Annotated in this window: 15 protein-coding genes, 1 tRNA gene and 1 pseudogene; 7 read left to right on the top strand and 10 right to left on the bottom strand. The window is 72.5% G+C overall.

Annotated elements, in window-relative coordinates:
• Positions 1-51 precede the first annotated feature (51 nt).
• Complete coding sequence (locus AC3IYJ_RS31315) at positions 52-1,341, top strand: M14 family zinc carboxypeptidase (RefSeq protein WP_489397873.1); 1,290 nt, start codon at positions 52-54, stop codon at positions 1,339-1,341.
• A 24-nt stretch (positions 1,342-1,365) separates the two neighbouring features.
• Here the strand turns inward: AC3IYJ_RS31315 and AC3IYJ_RS31310 are convergent, their stop codons facing one another.
• A complete protein-coding gene (locus AC3IYJ_RS31310; RefSeq protein ID WP_489397872.1) occupies positions 1,366-1,851 on the bottom strand; it encodes a GNAT family N-acetyltransferase in 486 nt (161 codons plus the stop codon).
• Positions 1,852-1,947: 96 nt separating this feature from the next.
• Positions 1,948-2,511 carry an FHA domain-containing protein gene (locus AC3IYJ_RS31305; RefSeq protein WP_489397871.1) on the bottom strand — a complete coding sequence of 188 codons (564 nt, stop codon included), beginning with the start codon at positions 2,509-2,511 and terminating at the stop codon, positions 1,948-1,950.
• A 112-nt stretch (positions 2,512-2,623) separates the two neighbouring features.
• Here AC3IYJ_RS31305 and treZ point away from each other — a divergent pair, with 112 nt between their 5' ends.
• Positions 2,624-4,387, top strand: a complete 1,764-nt coding sequence (gene treZ, locus AC3IYJ_RS31300) for a malto-oligosyltrehalose trehalohydrolase (protein WP_489397870.1) — start codon at positions 2,624-2,626, stop codon at positions 4,385-4,387.
• A 28-nt stretch (positions 4,388-4,415) separates the two neighbouring features.
• On the opposite strand, the gene AC3IYJ_RS31295 is transcribed toward treZ, so the two are convergent.
• Both AC3IYJ_RS31295 and AC3IYJ_RS31290 read right to left on the bottom strand, forming a co-directional pair.
• Positions 4,416-5,537, bottom strand: a complete 1,122-nt coding sequence (locus AC3IYJ_RS31295; RefSeq protein WP_489397869.1) for a M24 family metallopeptidase — start codon at positions 5,535-5,537, stop codon at positions 4,416-4,418.
• Positions 5,538-5,612: 75 nt separating this feature from the next.
• Positions 5,613-6,764, bottom strand: a complete 1,152-nt coding sequence (locus AC3IYJ_RS31290; protein WP_489397868.1) for a heparan-alpha-glucosaminide N-acetyltransferase domain-containing protein — start codon at positions 6,762-6,764, stop codon at positions 5,613-5,615.
• Positions 6,765-6,972: 208 nt separating this feature from the next.
• Between AC3IYJ_RS31290 and AC3IYJ_RS31285 the strand changes: the two genes are divergently transcribed.
• The 4 genes from AC3IYJ_RS31285 (at position 6,973) to AC3IYJ_RS31270 (ending at position 11,601) form a co-directional block, all read left to right on the top strand.
• Positions 6,973-7,045, top strand: a tRNA-His gene (locus tag AC3IYJ_RS31285).
• A 276-nt stretch (positions 7,046-7,321) separates the two neighbouring features.
• Entirely contained in the window at positions 7,322-8,473 is a 1,152-nt protein-coding gene (locus AC3IYJ_RS31280; protein WP_489397867.1) for an alpha/beta hydrolase, read from the top strand.
• 320 nt (positions 8,474-8,793) lie between these two features.
• Complete coding sequence (locus AC3IYJ_RS31275; protein ID WP_489397866.1) at positions 8,794-10,869, top strand: RICIN domain-containing protein; 2,076 nt, start codon at positions 8,794-8,796, stop codon at positions 10,867-10,869.
• A gap of 114 nt (positions 10,870-10,983) precedes the next feature.
• Entirely contained in the window at positions 10,984-11,601 is a 618-nt protein-coding gene (locus AC3IYJ_RS31270; RefSeq protein ID WP_489397865.1) for a hypothetical protein, read from the top strand.
• A gap of 24 nt (positions 11,602-11,625) precedes the next feature.
• Here AC3IYJ_RS31270 and AC3IYJ_RS31265 read toward each other — a convergent pair whose 3' ends face one another.
• Positions 11,626-12,381 (bottom strand): alpha/beta fold hydrolase, encoded by a 756-nt coding sequence (locus AC3IYJ_RS31265; RefSeq protein WP_489397864.1) that lies wholly within the window; start codon positions 12,379-12,381, stop codon positions 11,626-11,628.
• Positions 12,382-12,544: 163 nt separating this feature from the next.
• The gene (locus AC3IYJ_RS31260; protein ID WP_489397863.1) at positions 12,545-14,605 is read right to left on the bottom strand and encodes a phosphocholine-specific phospholipase C; all 2,061 of its coding nucleotides are present in this window, start codon (positions 14,603-14,605) and stop codon (positions 12,545-12,547) included.
• Between the two features lie 278 nt (positions 14,606-14,883).
• Between AC3IYJ_RS31260 and AC3IYJ_RS31255 the strand changes: the two are divergent.
• Positions 14,884-15,279 (top strand): annotated as a pseudogene (locus AC3IYJ_RS31255) (hypothetical protein); the annotation flags it as partial.
• 234 nt (positions 15,280-15,513) lie between these two features.
• Here AC3IYJ_RS31255 and msrB read toward each other — a convergent pair.
• The 4 genes from msrB to AC3IYJ_RS31235 all read right to left on the bottom strand — a co-directional run bounded on the left by msrB (position 15,514) and on the right by AC3IYJ_RS31235 (position 18,809).
• Entirely contained in the window at positions 15,514-15,921 is a 408-nt protein-coding gene (gene msrB / locus AC3IYJ_RS31250; protein WP_371618516.1) for a peptide-methionine (R)-S-oxide reductase MsrB, read from the bottom strand.
• A 36-nt stretch (positions 15,922-15,957) separates the two neighbouring features.
• The gene (murC, locus tag AC3IYJ_RS31245; protein WP_489397862.1) at positions 15,958-17,355 is read right to left on the bottom strand and encodes a UDP-N-acetylmuramate--L-alanine ligase; all 1,398 of its coding nucleotides are present in this window, start codon (positions 17,353-17,355) and stop codon (positions 15,958-15,960) included.
• A gap of 63 nt (positions 17,356-17,418) precedes the next feature.
• Positions 17,419-17,886: an indole-3-glycerol phosphate synthase gene (locus tag AC3IYJ_RS31240; protein ID WP_489397861.1), complete on the bottom strand. Its 468-nt coding sequence runs from the start codon at positions 17,884-17,886 to the stop codon at positions 17,419-17,421.
• Between the two features lie 149 nt (positions 17,887-18,035).
• Positions 18,036-18,809, bottom strand: a complete 774-nt coding sequence (locus AC3IYJ_RS31235) for a pyrimidine reductase family protein (protein WP_489397860.1) — start codon at positions 18,807-18,809, stop codon at positions 18,036-18,038.
• Positions 18,810-18,849 lie beyond the last annotated feature (40 nt).

Raw genomic sequence — 18,849 nt, 5'->3', positions numbered from 1 at the left:
CAGGTGTCCGAAGACGGCTATCCCGTGCCCCCCACGGGCATGGGATCACCTGTGACCCTCATCCGTGACATGTGCTATCCGACCCCTCATGAACTCGCCCTCGCCGCCCGCGCGCTCGCCGATGAACATCCCGACCTCGTCCGCCTCCGCCAGGCCGGTGCCTCCCGGGCCGGGGAGCCGCTCTGGGTGCTCGCGGTCGGGCCCGCGGCGACCAGAGCGGACGCCGATGGCGACGCCGAGCCCGACGCGCGGAACGTGCTCGTCGTCGCCGGCGCGCACGCCAACGAACCCGTCGGCGGCGCCACCGCCCTCGCGCTCGCCCTGCACCTGATCCGCGAGCCCGCCGCCGGAACCACCTGGCACTTCCTGCTCTGCGCCGACCCCGACGGCGCCGCCCTGCACCGCACGCCCCGCCCGCGCTCGCTCCTCGACTACCACCGGAACTTCTTCCGGCCGCCCGGCCCCGAACAGCCCGAGTGGGCGCCGTCCTTACTGCCCCCGGACCGTCTCCCGCCGGAGACCCTCGCCCTCACCCGTCTCATCGACGAACTGCGGCCCGCCCTGCAGGTCTCCCTGCACGGAACCGATCTCGGCGGCTCCTGGGTCCAGCTCACCCGGGACATACCCGGTCTCGCCGAGCCCTTCGGCAAATCGGCCGCCGAGCTGCGCATCCCGGTCGAGACCAGCGCCTCCGACGCGGCCGGCTGGCCCTCCCCCGGGGCCGGGATCTTCGTGATGCCCGCTCCGGGGGCCGAGGGCGCGGCCGGTGCCTTCCCGCCGGAGGACACCCGGCTCAGCACCTGGTACCACGCGCACCGCCACGCCGGTACGACCGCGATCGTCGAAGTGCCCATGTGGGCCTCCGACCTGGTGGACGATCCGGCCCCGCACCCCGACCCGCGCGGCGCCCTGCACATGCTCGCCGGGCGGCTCACCGCCGACGCCGCGCGCGTGACCGAGCTGCGTCGGGGCGCGGCCCCCGGTACGGATCCGGCCACCGCGGCCCTGCTGCGCGCGGTGGACTGGACGCTCGCTCTGATCCCCGCGATCACCGTCGAGTGGACGGGCGCCGGGGCTCCGGCCGAGGCGACGGCGGCCTACATCGGGAGCATCGACGCCTTCGGCCGCCGGCTCTCGCTGCGCGCCGCCGCGATGCTGCTGCGGGTACTGCGCGCCCAGGGCCATCCGACCGCCCCGGCCGCGGACCGGCTGGTCACGGGCTGGTGCGAGGAGTTCGCGGCCCGCTTCCAGGCCCGCTGGGTCCCGGTGGCCACCCAGGTGGAGCACCAGTCCCGGGTCGTCCTGGCGGCCTACGAGCGCCTCGTGGCGGCCGCGCGATAGCCGGCCGGCGGCGTACGGCAGCCGTCACGCACCCTCCGTCGGCAGCGCGTACCTCCGCTTCGCCCGGCCCGTCGCCCCGAGCCGGTCGTAGAAGCGGATCGCCCCCTCGTTCCAGTCGGGCGTCTGCCACTCGACGTGTGCGAGACCGAGCTCGCGGGCCAGGCCCTTCACGCCGTCCATCAGGGCGGCGCCGAGGCCGTGGCCGCGGGCTTCCTCCGCGAGGTAGAGGCAGTCCATGTGGAGGTAGTGGCGGGCGTCCCAGAAGGCGAACTCGGCCGAGCAGGCGGCGTACCCGGCGACTTCGCCGTCCGGGGTCTCGGCCAGCAGCACCCACAGCCGGGCGTCCTCGGCGAAGAGCAGCGGGCCGAGCCGGTCGGCGAGACCGGCCGGGCGGGGCGCGGACTTCTCGTACGCGATGTGCTCGCGCATCAGCTCGTCCAGCCGGGGCAGGTCCTGCGGGCGGGCGGGCCGTACGACGGGTGCGGCAGCCGCCGCGGACGTGTGTTCCATGGGTGTCATCCTCACGCGCGGGGCGCGGACGTGCGCCACCCGGGTGCCCCGCCCGAAGTCACCGGGCGCTCCGACCGGATGCCCCGGCCGGACGTCTCAGCCCGCCGACAGCCGGAACGACACCCGTCCGAAGCCGATCTGGTCCCCGTCCCGCACCACGGCCGAGCCCGTCACCCGGCGCCCGTTCACGGTGGTCCCGTTCGTCGATCCGAGGTCCTTGACCACCCACACTCCGTCACGGATGCTCAGTTCCGCGTGCGCCCGGGAGACCGTCTCGTGGCTCAGGCGCAGCCCGTTGCCCGGATCGCGACCGATCCGCAGCGGCCCGGCGTTCGGGTGCGGCAGGAGCAGCTTGGGCAGCTTCTCGACGGCCCAGGCCCGCCGTACGCCCACGGCCACGGCCGAGGCCCGGCCCACCCAGCCGAACAGCCGACGGGTCCACGGGCTTTCGGCCCCCTCCCGCCCTTCCAGGTCGGCGGTGAGCACCGCCAGGTCCTCGGAACGGCGCGCTACCAGGGCGAGTTCCATGCGGCGCAGGAAGGTGTCGTGGGAGAGCTTGCCCAGGGCAGCTCCCTCCCGGAGCCGGTCCAGCGCCAGGTCGCGCTCGGCGTCGGACAACCGCGGAGCGGGATAGGCGGAGAACTCAAAACTCGACGTCACAGAGTGATTGTCCGCCCGTCGGGGGCAGAGTGTCCAGAACTCACCCGCCGCGCCCGGGATGATGGCCCGGACACGCAGGTTGGGGTAGCGCCGCCAGACGAGGGGACCGTCCGTGCAGTTCGAAGTGTGGGCACCGCTGACAGACCGGGCCGCCATGCGGCTCGACGAGGTCACGTACGAGATGGCGCGCGATCCGGAGCGCGAAGGCTGGTGGGTCGTCGAGGCCCCGGCCGCCGACGGCTCCCGGTACGGGTTCCTGCTGGGCCACGCGCAGGACACCGGTGAACCGCTGCGGCCCGACCCGCGCGGGCGCCGCCTCCCCACCGGGCCCGAAGGGCTTTCGGTGGTCGTCGACTTCGAGGCGCTGACCCCCGAGGTCCCGGCCCCCGCGCCCCGCACCCCGCTCCAGGACGCGGTCCTGTACGAGCTGCACGTCGGCACCTTCACCCCCGAGGGCACCTTCGACGCGGCGGCCGCCCGCCTCGGCCACCTCACCTCGCTCGGCGTCACCCACGTCGAGCTGATGCCGGTGTGCTCCTTCCCCGGCCGGCACGGCTGGGGGTACGACGGGGTCGCGCCCTGGGCCGTGCACGAGCCGTACGGGGGTCCCGCCGGTCTGGTCCGGTTCGTGGAGGCGGCGCACACCGCCGGGCTGGGTGTGGTCCTGGACGTGGTCCACAACCACCTGGGCCCCTCCGGCAACCACCTCCCGGCCTTCGGGCCGTACTTCACCGAGACCCACCACACCCCCTGGGGCGCGGCGGTGAACCTGGACGCGCCCGGTTCCGACGAGGTGCGCGCGTACCTCCTCGGCAGCGCCCTCGCCTGGCTGCGCGACTACCGGATCGACGGGCTGCGCCTGGACGCGGTGCACGCGCTGGCGGACGGGCGGGCGCTGACCTTCCTGGAGGAACTGGCCGCGGCAGTGGACGAACTGGCCGCCGAGACCGGCCGGCCGCTCTTCCTGATCGCCGAGTCCGACCAGTGCGATCCACGCACCACCATGCCCCGCGGCGCCGGCGGCCTGGGCCTGCACGCGCAGTGGAACGACGACTTCCACCACGCGCTGCACTGCGTGGTGACCGGTGAATCCCAGGCGTACTACGCGGACTTCGCCGAGGCCCCGCTCGGCGCCCTCGCCAAGACCCTCACCCGGGCCTTCTTCCACGACGGGACCTGGTCCTCCTTCCGGGGCCGCCACCACGGCCGCCCGCTGGACCGCGGCCGCACCCCCGCGCACCGGTTCCTCGGCTACACCCAGACCCACGACCAGATCGGCAACCGGGCGATGGGCGACCGGCTCGCGGCCTCCGCCTCGCCGGGGCTGCTGGCGTGCGCGGCGGCGGTGGCGCTGGCCGGGCCGTTCGTGCCGATGCTGTTCATGGGCGAGGAGTGGGGCGCGGGCACGCCCTGGCAGTACTTCACCGACCATCCCGACCCGGAACTCGCCGAGGCCGTACGGACGGGCAGGCGCCGGGAGTTCGCGGCGCACGGATGGAAGCCGGAGGAGATCCCCGATCCCCAGGACCCGGCCACCCGGGACCGCTCCTGCCTGGACTGGGCCGAGCCCGGCCGGCAGCCGCACGCCCGGCTGCTGGACTGGTACCGCACCCTGGTCACCCTCCGGCGCACCCACCCGGACCTGCGCGATCCCGATCTGGCGTCGGTCCGGGTGGCCCATGACGAGGAGCGGCGCTGGCTGACCTTCCGCCGGGGCGACATCCGCGTGGTCGTGAACTTCGGCGCGGAGCCCACGACCGTCGCCCTGGGCCGCAACGGCGTACGGGTCCTGGCCGCCTGGCTCCCCGTGGACCACCCCGATCCCGCCGGCCGCGTCCACGTACCGGCCGAATCGGTGGTGGTCCTGGGCCCGTAGGCCGTCTCCTTCGGATCCTGCCGGGGTCCTACTCGACGATCGCCAGTTCCCGCGAGGCGTTGTTGAAGCTGCGGCAGCCGTTCTCGGTGACGGTGATGATGTCCTCGATGCGGACGCCGAAGCGGCCGGGGAGGTAGATGCCGGGCTCCACCGAGAAGCACATGCCGGGGACGAGGGGCTGTTCCTCGCCCTCGACCATGTACGGGGGCTCGTGCGTGGTGACTCCGATGCCGTGGCCCGTGCGGTGGATGAACTGCTCGCCGTAGCCGAACTCGGTGATCACCGCGCGGGCCGCCCGGTCCACGTCCTGGCAGGCGGCGCCCGGCCGGGCCGCCGCCACGCCCGCCAGCTGGGCCTCGCGGACGATGTCGTGGACGCGCTGTTCCTCCTCCGTGGGCTCGCCCACGTGGACGGTGCGGGAGATGTCGGAGCCGTAGCCGTCCTTGAGGCCGCCGAAGTCGAGGACGATCATGTCCCCTTGCCGGATCACCCGGTCGCCGGCCTCGTGGTGCGGGTTGGCGCCGTTGGGGCCGGAGCCGACGATGGCGAAGTCGACCTGGGAGTGGCCGTGGACGCGCAGCAGCGCCGTCAGGTCGGCGGAGACGTCGCTCTCGCGGCGGCCGGCGAAGGGGACGTGCAGGATCTGCGCGTACGCGGCGTCCGCGGCCTCGCCGGCCGCCGCGAGCCGGGCCAGTTCGCGCTCGTCCTTGACCGCGCGCAGCATCGGCAGGGCGTCGGACAGCGCGGCGTACGAGGTCGTCGGCAACTCCCGCTGGATGCCCAGCAGGTGCATCGCCCAGGTGTTGTCGCTGACCCCGAAGCGGCCGGTCACGTCGAGCAGCGGTGAGGTGACGGCGTACGGGTTCTTCCCGTCGGTCCAGTCGCGCAGGGTCAGCGCGGCCGCCCCGGGCGCCTTCGCCGCGTCGGGGGCCTCCAGCGCGGGGACGACGAGGACGGGGTCCTGGCCGGCGGCGAGGACGAGCAGGGTCAGCCGCTCGGTGTCGACCGGCCGGTATCCGGTGAGGTGGGCGAGGTCGGGCCCGGGGGCGATCAGCAGGCCTGCCAGCCCGGCGTCGGCGGCGGACTGCGCGGCGGCGGCCATCCGGGCTGCGTAGTCGGCGGCCGTGAAGGGATCGGAGTCGTGGTCCATACCCGGGATCCTGCCGTGCGGCGCCCCTCCGGGCAGTGGGCCGCGCCGATCACCTCGGCCCCGCAGGGCTTCGCGTCACGCCGGGGTCGCCACCCGCAGCGCCCATTCCAGCGGCCCGCGCCGCAGCTCCGTACCGCGCAGGAGCCGGCTCCAGGCCAGGCACCCGGCCAGGGCGACGGCCGAAAAGGCGGCCAGCGCCTCCCACCCGCTCACACCCCGCAGGAACACCGCCAGCGCAACCGCGTGCACCACGTACACCGACAGCGCCATCGCCCCGACGGCCGCGAGCGGCCTCAGTACCCTCGCCACCCGGGCGGCCCGCGCCGCAAGGGCCAGCGAGCCCACGAGAGCGGCGCCGACCCCGGCGTTGCCGAGGGTCTCCAGCGGGGTCTGGCTGTAGGGGCTGGCCAGCAGCAGCCAGTCCCAGGAGGTGCTGGGGACGGCGCCGAACTGCTCGCTCAGCACCGCGGACACCGGATCGGGCTCCGCCAAGGCCCAGGGGTGCTCGCGGGCCACGGCCCGCAGCAGTGCTTCGCGGCGGCCCCCGGGGCCCAGGGCGAGCCAGGAGGCGCCGTACCCGATGGCGGCGGCCGCCGCCCCGGCACCGGTGAGCAGCCGGAGCGACCGCCCGCTGCGCAGGTCGGCGAGGCGGCCGAGGGCCATGCCGACCAGGATGTACGGGAAGTAGGTGAGCAGCGGGTACGCGCCCGAGAGCAGCAGGTCGCGCGCGGCCTCCCCGGCTCCGGCCCAGCTCGTCAGGGAGGCCGGGAGCGGGGTGGCGCCGCGCCCGCCGGTGCGCAGCCCGAGGGCCGGGCCCAGGGTGTAGGAGAGGACCGGGCCCAGGACCACCGCGGCGCCGGCGGTGGCGGCCAGGGTGCGGGTGCGCAGCCGGGTGAAGGGCTCGGCGGCCAGGAAGTAGACGGCGTAGAAGGTCAGGATCACGAGGATGCCGGGCGAGAGCGCGGCGAGGAGCAGGCCCAGCGCGGCGAGGATCGCGCAGCGGGTCAAGGTGGCCCGCGGCGACGGCGGTTCGGCGGCGCGGGAACGGGCCAGCGCGAGGGAGAAGCCCGCTATGAGCGTGAAAACGGCGGGGGCGCGGCCGTCGGCGGCGACGAGCAGCCAGCCGGCGCCGTCGGGGACGGGTGGCGGGCCGACGTGGACGGCGAACATGCCGAGGACGGCGGCGCCGCGGGCCGCGTCCAGGCCGGTCAGTCGGTTTGATCCCATATGGGTATGGAGGGATATCGGGGCGGCCGGGTTGCCTGCCGGAGCCGTCCGGCCCGGGTCCTTGGACCTGCGGCACTTGAGGCGGGCTGTAGAAGCAGTCGTGTCGTACGAGGTCACGCGCCGTCGCCCGATAAGACGTCGCGGGAGCACCCCGCAGATCGGCTATGCTGTGCATGCACATCGAACGGGTGGTCCGCCGCCCGTCGTGGTGGGTGTAGCTCAGTTGGTAGAGCACCTGGTTGTGGTCCAGGTGGCCGCGGGTTCAAGTCCCGTCACTCACCCTGTTGATCCCGTGGGGGGTACGAGGTTTCCTCGTACCCCCCACGGGTTTTTCGCGTCCCCGTCCCGTGTGACGCGGAGCGCTCCGGGCGCACCGGGCCACTCGGGTGATGCCGGCCACCGACGGAGTACACCCGGCGGTGGAGCTCTCCAGCGGCTCCGGGGCCCGGCGCCGGCCACACCCTGCCCGGCAGGCGCGACGCGCGCCCGCCGGCGGACGGCCGCGGCCGGTTTCGCGACCCCCTCCCGCCGCCGGGCGGCCTGGCAGGATCGACGGCATGAAGAGCGACACCACGTTGCTGCCCATCAATGGTCTCGCGGTGCTGCTGATCACCGTCCTGCTGACGGCCGCGGTGTTCGCGGGCACGGTGTGGCTGTGGCCCCGGCTCTCGGGGCGCGGGGTGCGGCCGGTGCTGGGCCGGGCCGGGCTCCAGCTGGCGGTCACGCTGACTATGGCGGTGCCGCTGCTGCTCACGGTGAACTCCTCGTACGGCTTCTACAACTCCTGGCGCGACCTGTTGTCCCTCCAGCGCGAGGAGCCGGCGCCCGCGGGCACGGACCCTTCGGGGCGGGACGGCCTGCTGGTGCGCAGTACGCACTCGTGGCGCCACGGAGGCTCGGACGACCCGTCGGTGATCGGCCGGATCGAGGCGGTCACGGTGCGCGGGCCGCGCAGCGGGCTGTCGGCGCAGGCGTACGTGTACCTGCCGCCGCAGTACCTGAACGCGACGGCCCAGCGGCGGGCGGAGTTCCCCGTGGTGCTGGCGCTGAGCGGGTTCCCGAGCACGACGCGGGTGCTGATCGACCTGTTCCGGTATCCGCAGGTGGCGCTGGACGCGGTACGGGCGGGGAAGATGCGGCCGGCGGTGCTGGTGCTGACCACTCCGACGGTGGCGCCGCCCCGGGACACCGAGTGCGTGGACGTGCCGGGCGGTCCCCGGGTGGAGACCTTCTTCGCGGAGGACCTGCGGGCGGCGACGGCCGCGCACTACGGCCTCACGCGCGACCCCCGGGCCTGGGGCGTGATGGGCAACTCGGTGGGCGGGTACTGCGCGCTGAAGCTGACCCTGCGCAAACCGGAGGCGTACCGGGCGGCGGCCGGGCTCTCGGCCCCGTACGAGGCGGCGCGGGACGCCGACACCGGTGACCTGTTCGGCGGCGACGCGCGCTACCGGCAGGAGAACGACCTGTTGTGGCGGCTGCGGAACCGGCCGCAGCCCGCGGTGTCCCTGCTGGTGGCGAGCAGCCGCAAGGGGGAGCACCAGTATCCACAGACGCTTGAGTTCATCGAGGCGGTGCGTCCGCCCGCCCGGATTTCGTCGATCATCCTGCCGAGCGGCGGGCACAACTACGAGACGTGGGGGCGCGAAGTGCCGCCCGCGCTCGTGTGGCTGGTGGGCCGGCTGGCTCCGGGTGACGGCGGGTCATGAGGATCCACCACCGGTCGTGACGGGTCGTGACGGACTCAATTCGACAGGTAGTAATTAGATGAATCCCCGACTAAATTCACGTCAATAAACCCTTCATCATTATCTCGATTTGATAACTACGCCACATCAAAGGCCTGGACCTTCACCTCAAGAGAAGCTCAATTGCCTTGATTTGACGGGGAATTGAGTGTTCGTCAAATCAGACGGACAGGTAACGGAATGATTTCTTGACGCGCACTCCCGTTTGTCCGAATTCTCCGTCGCATCCGTCTGGCAGGCTTCCGCGCACCCAGTCACTCCGATCACGAGTTGAGGTGCGCATGACAGGACGACGCAGACGGCGGGAACACCGGCGCAAACCACGCCGGTTCATACTTCTCACCGCCGCCACCGCCACGGCGGCGGTGATCGCCGCCGGCATCGCCTACTCCGGAATGGGCGACGGCGCCCAGGCCGCGGCACCCGCCCAGGCCTCGGGGGCCGCCGCGGACGCCGCACCGGCCGCCGCTCCCGCCCGGGACCAGGAGCCGGCCCCCCTCGCGAGCGCGCCCGCCAACGAGAGCGCGCGCGGCATGGTCTACGACGGCCTCGAGCCCGCACCCAAGGGCGACCGCTGTGTCGGGGTCTATCGCACCAGTGGTGGCCAGTGCACCCACGGTCCCGACGCACCGCCCACGGGCGTCGACATTGCGAAGGACGTCGCTCCCGCCGTCAAGACAACGGCTGCGGCGGCCGATCCGGCCCGCCCCGCCGCCGATGACCCGGTGACCGGCGAAGGCAGCGGGCGTCCTCAGGACGCGCCCGCCGCCGACGCCGACCGCACCGCCGACGAGTCCGCCGCGCCCGCACCGTCCGCCTCGGCCGCCGGCCAGGCCGTCGCCGCGGGACCCGCGGGCCAGACCGTCCAGTGCGACGGCGACGGCAGCACCGGAAACCGCGTCCAGGTCGCATACATCCACGGCCCCGGCCGGGACCGCTACTCCGAGTACGTGGCCTCGTTCCGCAAATGGGCGGCCGACGCCGACCTCATCTACTCGACGAGCGCCCAGGAGACCGGCGGCATCCGCCACATCCGCTACGTGACGGCCGCCGACTGCACGCCGACCGTGCTCGACATCGAGCTCCCGGACTCCGCGCTGTCCGAGTTCAGCGCCACCAACGCAGCCCTCGCCGGCAAGGGCCTGGACCGCCGCGACCGCAAGTACATGCTCTTCGCCGACACCCAGGTCTACTGCGGCATCGGCACCTTCAACGGCGACGAACGGCCCGGCCAGAACAACCAGAGCAACTTCGGCCCCTCCTACGGCCGTACCGACTCCGGCTGCTGGGGCGGCCACACCGCCGCGCACGAACTCGGCCACAACCTCGGCGCGGTCAACAACAGCGCCCCCAACACCAGCCACGGCGCCCACTGCACCGACGAGTTCGACGTCATGTGCTACTCGGACACCCCGTACTACCCGCAGATGCGCAACGTGTGCACCAACCAGGCGGCCGAGAACATCCTGGACTGCAACCACGACGACTACTTCCACACCAGCCCGAAGCCCGGCAGCTACCTGGCCACGCACTGGAACATCGCCGACAACCAGTTCCTGATGCGTGAGAACGGCGGAGGCGGCACCGGCCCCGACCCGAAGCCGACACCCACCCCGACGCCGACCAAGAAGCCCACCCCCACTCCCACTCCGACCAAGAAGCCCACGGGCGGACCGGCCGTGACGGCGGGTCAGATCAAATCCGACTCCGCCGTGGTGAGCTGGCCCAAGGTCGAGGGCGCCGCCTGGTACCAGGTCCTGCTGAACGGCAAGCACCTGACCTGGGTCCAGTCCCCGGTGCTGCGCATCTACAACCTCCAGGCGGGCACCTCGTACTCCGTCTCCGTCTCCGTCCGCGACACCGCCGGCCGGGACAGCGGCGCCGGCCGGGCCACGGCCTTCCGCACCCTGCGCACGGACGGCGGCGCGACCACCCCCAACATCCGCTACCTGCTCGGCAACGGCAGCACCGGCATGGCCGCGGAGCTGTGGGGCGGCCGCGACGCCGACGGGACCGTGCTCGTCGGGTCCCGTGCCAACGGCTACGCACAGCAGCAGTGGTACTTCGACGACGCGGGCGGCGGGCTGGTCCGCATCCGCTCCGCGGCCTCCGGCAAGTGCCTGCAGCCGGGCGGCGCCCCCGCCGCCGGCATGTGGGTCGCGCAGCGGCCCTGCGGCTCGGACGCCGCGCAGTCCTGGCGGCTGACCTCGCACGACGGCGCGGTGACCGTCACGGACCCGGAAGGCGGCTTCGCCCTGACCGTGGGCAACCGCCCGTACTACGGGACCTGGCTGCTGGAGCTGCGGCGCACCGACGGCGGCGCGGGCCAGCTGTGGACCGTGCAGAAGGCCGGCTGACCGGCTTGAGCGAGCTCCGGGCCGACCGCCCGGAGGAGACCCATCCCGACCCGGTGGACGGCCGCGGCCCGCGGCCGTCCACCGGCCCCTCACCCCACCCGGAGCACTGCGACGATGCCCACACGAACCGCTTTCACGGCCGCCCTGGCCCCGCTGGGCGCGCTCGGTCTGGTCCTGCTGTCCCCCGCCGCGGCCCGTGCCCACGGCGACACCGTGAAGGTGGTGGTCACCGGCGAGCGCGCCGGCCACGTCACCGCCGACGTCACCTGGGAGAACGACGGGGATGCCGTCGAATCCGCGGTCGCCGCCACCGTGAACGCGGTCAGCGGCGACGGCACCCGCACCCTCGGGCCCTGGCGCCTGGTCCGCGATCCGGCCGCGCCGCCCGCCGGGTGGAGCACCGCAGAGACCCTGCCGCCCGGGTCCTGGAAGGTGAGCGTGGACGTCGGGTTCCCGGCTCTGGGCCACGGCGAACGCGAAGTGGCCGTACCCGTGGTGGATCCCGCGCCGTCCACCGCCTCCCCCACAGCCGCCGCCTCCGCCGCCGACACATCGCCGACGCCCCAGACGGCGCCCCGCACGGCGGCCACCAAACCCACTCCCGAGCCCGAGGCCGGCGCCGCGCGGGGCGGCGCCGCCTGGTGGACGGTGGCCGGCGTGGCCGTGACCGCCTTGGCCGGCGCGGCGGTCGGCGTGCTGCTGCGCCGCCGCAGGGCCCGTCGGCGCCCGTAGGGCAACCCGGTACCCGTAGGACCTCTAGGACCGCAGGAACGCCTCCAGCGCTGTGGCGAGGGCCACCGGGCTCTCGTGCGGCGGGTAGTGGCCCGCGCCGGGGAGCGGGTGGATCCGGCAGTTCGGGTACCAGACCTGCCAGGTGGCCCGCATGACGTCGGCGGTGAGCGCGAGGTCGTACTCGCCGACGAAGACCAGCACCGGGACGGTGTTGCCCTTCACGGCCGCCGACAGGTCGAGCGGCTGCCAGCTCGCGAGGTACCCGGCGAAGGCGTCCGGCCGGGAGACGGTGAGGGAGTGCTCGACCATCCGCTCCAGCCAGTACGGGCTCGCGCGCTGGCCGGTGACGAGGTCGAGGATGGCGCGGCGGTTCTCCGGATGCTCGGCGGCTCCGTAGAACAGCGCGTGGGTCGCGTCGTCCATCTCGTACGGGCCCGCGGGGACCGGGTTGATCCCGGCGAGCTTCTCGATGCGTTCGGGCGCGCGGACCAGGACCTGCTGGGCGGCCTTGCCGCCCATGGAGTGGCCGAGGAGGGAGAAGGTGTCCCAGCCGAGCTCGTCGGCGAGCGCGAGGACGTCGTCGGCGATCTCGCCGAGGGTGTACCGGCCGGAAACGTCCCGGCGGTCGCCGTAGCCCCGGTAGTCGAGGAAGGCGTACGAGAACTCGCGCGGGTCCAGGTACTCCAGTACGGATCCCCAGTTGGCGGAAGTGCCGAACCAGTCGTGCAGCACGATGACCCGGACGGGACCTGTGCCGATCCTGCGGTGGGCGATGGCCATGCGTTCTCCCTCGGTGACGGGGCACGGAAAACCAACGCCGTACGTCTGCCCACCGGGTCCGGGATCACACCCGAACGGCCCCCGCACCGATACGGCCGCAGCCACCGCCCGCAGGACCTCCCGGTCCCGGGACGGTGGCTGCCGCGCGCACCGGGCGACCGCGTCAGACGGTCTTGATCGCCGGGTCCGAAACGCCGACGGCGCCCGTTTCGACGTGACCCGCGAAGCGGCGCAGGAAGGTGGTGTCCGCGTCGGAGACCACGCTGACGTCGTACCAGCGGGACGTGGCCGTCAGGGAGACCGTGCAGGGCACCGTCGCACCCGCCGCGACCCGCAGGATCTGGGGCGAGCCGCCGTAGGCGTTGGTCACCGTGAGGTTGACCGCGGCGGTGCCTCCGTTGGTCAGGGACAGGACCAGGTTGCCGGTGGCTCCGTCGTGGCGGGCCGTGACCTCGGGGCCGGCCTTCTTCGCCGGGCCCTTCCAGGTGCGCAGGAACCCGTTCGGGCCCCAGACCGTGAGGTTGATCTGGTTGCCGGTGGAGCTGCTCGTGCTCCAGGTGTCCGCGAGGGTCTTGCCCGCCTCGACCGTGTAGGGCCACGGGCCGTCCGTACGGTTGCCCGAGGTGCTGTGGAAGTGGGCGCCGAGGGAGGGACCCGAGGAGAAGGTCAGGGTGAACTTGCCCGTGGAGACCGTGGCCTTGCCGTCCACGTAGGGGACGTAGCCCAGTGCGCGCGTCGGCTTGCCGCCGGCCTCCTGCTTGGGCAGCGTACCCGTCGCCGGCGGGACCGGGTGGTAGGAGGCGTGGGTGTTGTGGTCCGCCGGGACGTACGCCGCCGTGGAGGGCAGGGCGGCGGGCGTCGCGTCGGCCTTCGAGAAGTCGAAGGCCGAGGTCAGGTCACCGCACACCGCGCGGCGCCACGGGGAGATGTTGGGCTCCTGCACGCCGAACCGCTTCTCCATGAAGCGGATCACCGAGGTGTGGTCGAAGGTCTCGGAGCAGACGTAGCCGCCCTTGCTCCACGGGGAGACCACGATCATCGGGACGCGCGGGCCGAGCCCGTACGGACCCGCCGTGTAGCTCGCGTTGCCCGCGAAGAGGTCCTTGGAGACGTCTGCGGTCGACAGGCCCCACGCCGAGGAGGTCGGCGGGTACGGCGGCACGACGTGGTCGAAGAAGCCGTCGTTCTCGTCGTAGGTGATGAAGAAGGCCGTCTTCGCCCACACGTCCGGGTTGGCGGTCAGCGCGTCGAGCACCTGCGAGATGTACCAGGCGCCGAAGTTCGTGGGCCAGTTCGGGTGCTCGCTGAACGCCTCGGGCGCCGCGATCCACGAGACCTGGGGCAGCGTGCCGCCCACGACGTCCGCGCGCAGCTTGTCGAAGTAGCCCTCGCCCGCCTTGGCGTTGGTGCCCGTACGGGCCTTCTCGTAGAGGGCGCTGCCCGGCTGGGCGTTGCGGTAGTTGTTGAAGTACAGCAGCGAGTTGTCGCCGTAGTTGCCGCGGAAGGCGTCGCTGATCCAGCCCCAGCCTCCGGCCGCGTTCAGACCGTCGCCGACGTCCTGGTAGATCTTCCAGGACACCCCGGCCGACTCCAGGCGCTCGGGGTAGGTCTTCCAGCCGTAGCCGGCTTCCTGGTTGCCGAGGACCGGGCCGCCGCCCACGCCGTCGTTGCCCGTGTAACCCGACCACATGTAGTAGCGGTTGGGGTCGGTGGCACCGATGAAGGAGCAGTGGTAGGAGTCGCAGACGGTGAAGGCGTCGGCCAGCGCGTAGTGGAACGGTATGTCGTTCCGCGTCATGTAAGACATGGTCGTGGCGGTCTTGGCCGGAACCCACTTGTCGTACTTGCCGTTGTTGTACGCCTGGTGGCCGCCGGCCCAGTCGTGGTTGAGGCCCTCGACGAACTGCATGCCCAGGTCGTTGACCTGCGGGTTGAAGGGGAGGATGTCCTTCGTCCCGTTGGACTGGTAGAAGACGGACTTGCCGCTGTCCTGCAGGACGGGACGCGGGTCGCCGAAGCCCCGTACGCCCTTCATCGTGCCGAAGTACTGGTCGAAGGACCGGTTCTCCTGCATCAGGACGACGATGTGCTCGATGTCCTGGATGGTCCCGGTGCTGCCCTGCGCCGGAATGGCGGCGGCGCGCGCGATGCTCTCGTTGAGCATGGCGGCGGCGGCCGTGCCGCCCGCGATCTGCAGGAACCTGCGGCGGTTCAGTTCTGCCATGGTGTCGACGACCTCTGGGGGGAGACAGTGAGGATGTGCCTGGCGGCGCCCCAAGAACAGCGGCCCCGGGGTACCGGTCGGCATTGCTTTCGTGACAGTGGGCCGTACACCTGGAGAACGGAAGGCCTCGTCGCACGGTTCATCCCCCACTGGCCGATTCCCGCCACGGCGCGCAACTCCCGTCACAACGCCCTGCTCACGGCCCGTTCCACAGCCCCGGCGGCACCCTCTCCCACTTCGGAGAGTCCAGTGACCACCGCAGTAGCGGCCTTCACGCTCTGGACACCCCGATCGCCACGCTTGAGGAGCATCCGCTGCCCCGCGTGCTCGACCGCAGCCGGGGCATCCCCCTCGATGCCGCGAGTCCCCTGGCGGAGCACCTGTCGAAGCTCATCGCGCAATCGGCGAGAGGTTCCTCCGCGGCGGCCACGGCGAGTGCCGGCGAAGGCCTGTACCGCATGGTGGTTCCGGCGAAGGTCGTCGCCCAGCTCGGTCAGGGGCATCGTCCGCCCGATGGCGTCGACGGCGGTGTCCGGCGGCATCCGCGGAGCACTCGTGAGGCGCATGCCGACCACAAGCGTCAGCAGGCTGTCGAACACATCACGGAACTGCTGGAGCAACTGCACTCGGAGAAGCTCTCTGACGAGCGCAACGAACTCGACGGCTGCCGCGATGGTCAACAGCCCCACGACCGACGTGGCGATTGAGATCGCCCGCGACAAGGACGGCTCACTGGTCGTGTTCCCCGCGCTGCCCGCGTAGGCACGGGCGTAGGCATAGGCATAGGCGCGCCAGGGTGCCCACGGCCCGGGATCACAAGTCGCTCGGCGACGCGAGAGCCCCGGAAACCGTCGGTGTCCGGGGCTCAAGGCGTCTCGGGGGCGCGGTCGGCCTCGGTGGCCGGCCCGTCAGCCCTCGGTGGGGGTCAGGCGCAGGGAGATGCTGTTGATGCAGTAGCGCTGGTCCGTGGGGGTGGGGTAGCCCTCGCCCTCGAAGACGTGGCCGAGGTGGGAGCCGCACTTCGCGCAGAGCACCTCGGTGCGGATCATGCCGTGCGCGGTGTCCGCCTTCAGTTCGACCGCCTCGGAGTCCTTGGGGTCGAAGAAGGACGGCCAGCCGCAGTGCGACTCGAACTTCTCCGTGGAACGGAACAGCTCGGAGCCGCAGCCGCGGCAGGAGTACACGCCCTCGGTCTTGGTGTCCGTGTACTCACCGCGGAAGGCGGGCTCGGTGCCGGCGAGGCGCAGCACCTGGTACTCGGACGGGGTCAGCTCCGCCTGCCACTGCTCGTCCGTCTTCTCTACCTCGTACGACATGACTGATCTCCCGCTTTCCCGCTCTTCCCAGAGCCGTCAGTTCGACAGACGGGCCAGAATGGCCGGCCCCAGGTCCGTGACGTCGCCCGCACCCATGGTGAGAACGAGATCGCCGGGCTTGGCCATTCCCGCGACGACCTCGGCCACGGCGTCCTTGTCGTGCTCGGGGGTGACGTCGGCGCCGGCCGACCGGGCGGCATCGATGATGATCTCGCTCGTGACCCCGGGGACCGGGTCCTCGCGGGCGGGGTAGATGTCGAGGACCACGGAGGCGTCCGCGAGGGCCAGGGCCTGGCCCATCTCCTTGCCGAGCTCCTGGGTGCGCGAGAAGAGGTGGGGCTGGAAGACGACCAGGATGCGGGAGTCCCCGGCGGCGCCGCGGATGGCCTCGAGGTCGGCGGTCATCTCCGTGGGGTGGTGCGCGTAGGAGTCGATGACCTGCACGCCGGCCGCCTCGCCCTTGAGCTGGAGGCGGCGCTTGACCCCGGTGTACTTGCCGAGGGCGGAGGCGAGGTTGTGCGGTGCGAGGCCGAGCGCGACACCGGCGGCGAGGGCCGCGACGGCGTTGTGCGCGTAGTGGCGGCCGGGCACGGAGACGGTGAAGGTCAGCATCTTGCCGCTGGGCAGGGCCACGGTGACGTCGCTGGTCAGGCCGCGCGGGGTGACCTTGAGGATCCGGACGTCGGCGCCCTCCCCCTCGCCGTAGGTGACGACCTCGATGTCGTACCTGCCGCTGACCCGCTCGGTGATCTCGGCAGCGCCGGCCTGGCCCTCGGCAATGACCAGGGTGCCTCCGGGGGCGATCCGGCCGACGAAGGTCTCGAAGGACTCGTAGATCTCCTCCATCGACGCGTAGTTCGCGTGGTGGTCGAGCTCCGCGTTGAGGATGATCGCGACCTGCGGGGAGTACTTGTGGAAGCTGCGGTCGCTCTCGTCCGCCTCGGCCACGAAGATGTCGCCCTCGCCGTGGTGGGCGTTGGAGCCCGGGGCGTCCAGGTCGCCGCCGATGGCGTACGAGGGGTCCAGGCCCAGCGCCGACAGGGACACCGCCAGCATCGAGGTGGTGGTGGTCTTGCCGTGGGTACCGGCGACGGCGATCGAGCGCAGGCCGTCCATGAGGCCGGCCAGGGCGTCGGAGCGGTGCACGACCGGGATGCCGAGTTCGGCGGCGCGGGCCAGTTCCGGGTTGTCGGCGCGGATGGCGCTGGAGACGACCACGCAGCTGGCGTCGTCGGCGAGGTGGCCGGCGGCGTGCCCGATGTGGACCGTGACGCCGTGGGCGCGCAGCGCCCGGGCGGTCTCGGAGTCACGGGAGTCGCTGCCGGCCACCTTCGCGCCGCGCTGCGCGAGGATCTTCGCGATGCCGGACATGCCGGCCCCGCCGATGCCGATGAAGTGGGGCCGTTCCATGGCGGTCGGCAGGCCGGGCTTCATTCAGGTAGCTCCAGAATCGAGTGCGTGCGGACAGCCGGACGCGAGGATCCGGCCACCTCCACCCTATTCGCTGTGGGCGAAGAGCTTGAGCACCGGAACGCCGACCTTGTGGCGGGCCCGTGAGGCCCAGTCCCGGTGGAAGAACTCCTCCACGTAGTGCGGGGCGGTCAGGACGATCACCTCGTCGGCGCCGGTCTCGTCCACGACGGCCTGGAGCTTGTCGAGCGGGTGGTCCTCGACGATCTGTCCGACGGCCTTGGCGCCCTTCTTGCGCAGGGAGGCCAAGGAGATCTCCAGTGCCTGCTCCGCCGGTCCGCGGGCGGCGTCGCCCTCCGGTTCCTCGCCTTCGTGGATGGCCTCGGTGAGCTCACCGAGCGCTACGTCGTCGATGGCGCGCAGCAGTCGGTCCCGGTCGCCGCGGGGCTGCATGAGGACGACAAAGGAGACTGCTTCGTCTCCGTGGAGGGTGGTGACGAAGTCCACGTCGACCGGGGTCAGCGGCTGCTCGATCATCAATACGCTCGTGAACACGGACGCCCTCTCCTTCGTGTGCCGAGGCCGGTCGGCCGGCCCCTGCGGAAACCATCCTGCCCCGCTGTCGCACGGGGCCCTGCGCGGGTATACCTGCCCACTTATGTGCCCAGCGGAAGCTAAGCGGAACGACAAATTCCGCTACCCGGTCAGATCCGACGGTAACGCGTGAAGAGAAACCCGGCCTCTTCCAGTAGACAGGCCGGCGCGAGCCGGTGCGGAACCGTGACGGAAGGCCCCCCGGAGATCCGCTGGGCGTCACCCGCCGTGAGCACCGGCGCGATCGTCAGGCACAGCTCGTCCAGCACGTCGGCGGCCACGAACTGGCCCAGCAGCCGGGGACCGCCCTCGGTGAGCTGGCGGCGCAGCCCGCGGGCCGCGAGCTCCCGTACCGCCCGGCCCGGGTCCACCCCGGTGCCGTCCCCGGCCACCACCACCACGGCCCCGGCCCCGGCGGCCTCGGCCACCCGGTCGGCGGGCGCGGCGGCCCCGGTGACCACCAGGGTGGGCAGGAGCGGGGAGGTGAACAGGGGCAGCGAGAAGTCCAGGTCCAGGCCGGCGCTGACCACGGCGATGACGGCGGCGGGGCCCTGGCCGGCGGCGGTGCGGCGGGCGGCGAAGGCCTCCCGGGCCCGTGCGGGACGGTAGCCCTCCTGGCGAACCGTTTCCGCGCCGACGACCACCACATCCGCCAGCGCCCGCAGGGTGCCGAAGATCCGCATGTCGGTCTCACCGGAGATCGGCTGCGAGCGCCCCTCGTGCTGGGCCGCGCCGTCCAGGCTGGAGACCATGTTGGCCCGCAGCCAGTGGCCGTCCGGGCCCGTCTCGGGGTACGCGTAGGCCTCGGCGAGCTCGTCCAGCGACCACTCCCGGTCGGTCTGGTCTGCTGATGTCTGATCGGTCACAGGGAACAGGCGTCGCATCGGTGCAGTGTGCCACGCCCCGTAGAGTTAAGAGCTGTGT

Source organism: Streptomyces sp. GL_140 (assembly GCF_057834465.1).
The sequence above is the reverse complement of the archived record's forward strand: the minus strand, read 5'-3'. Positions and strand labels throughout refer to the sequence as shown.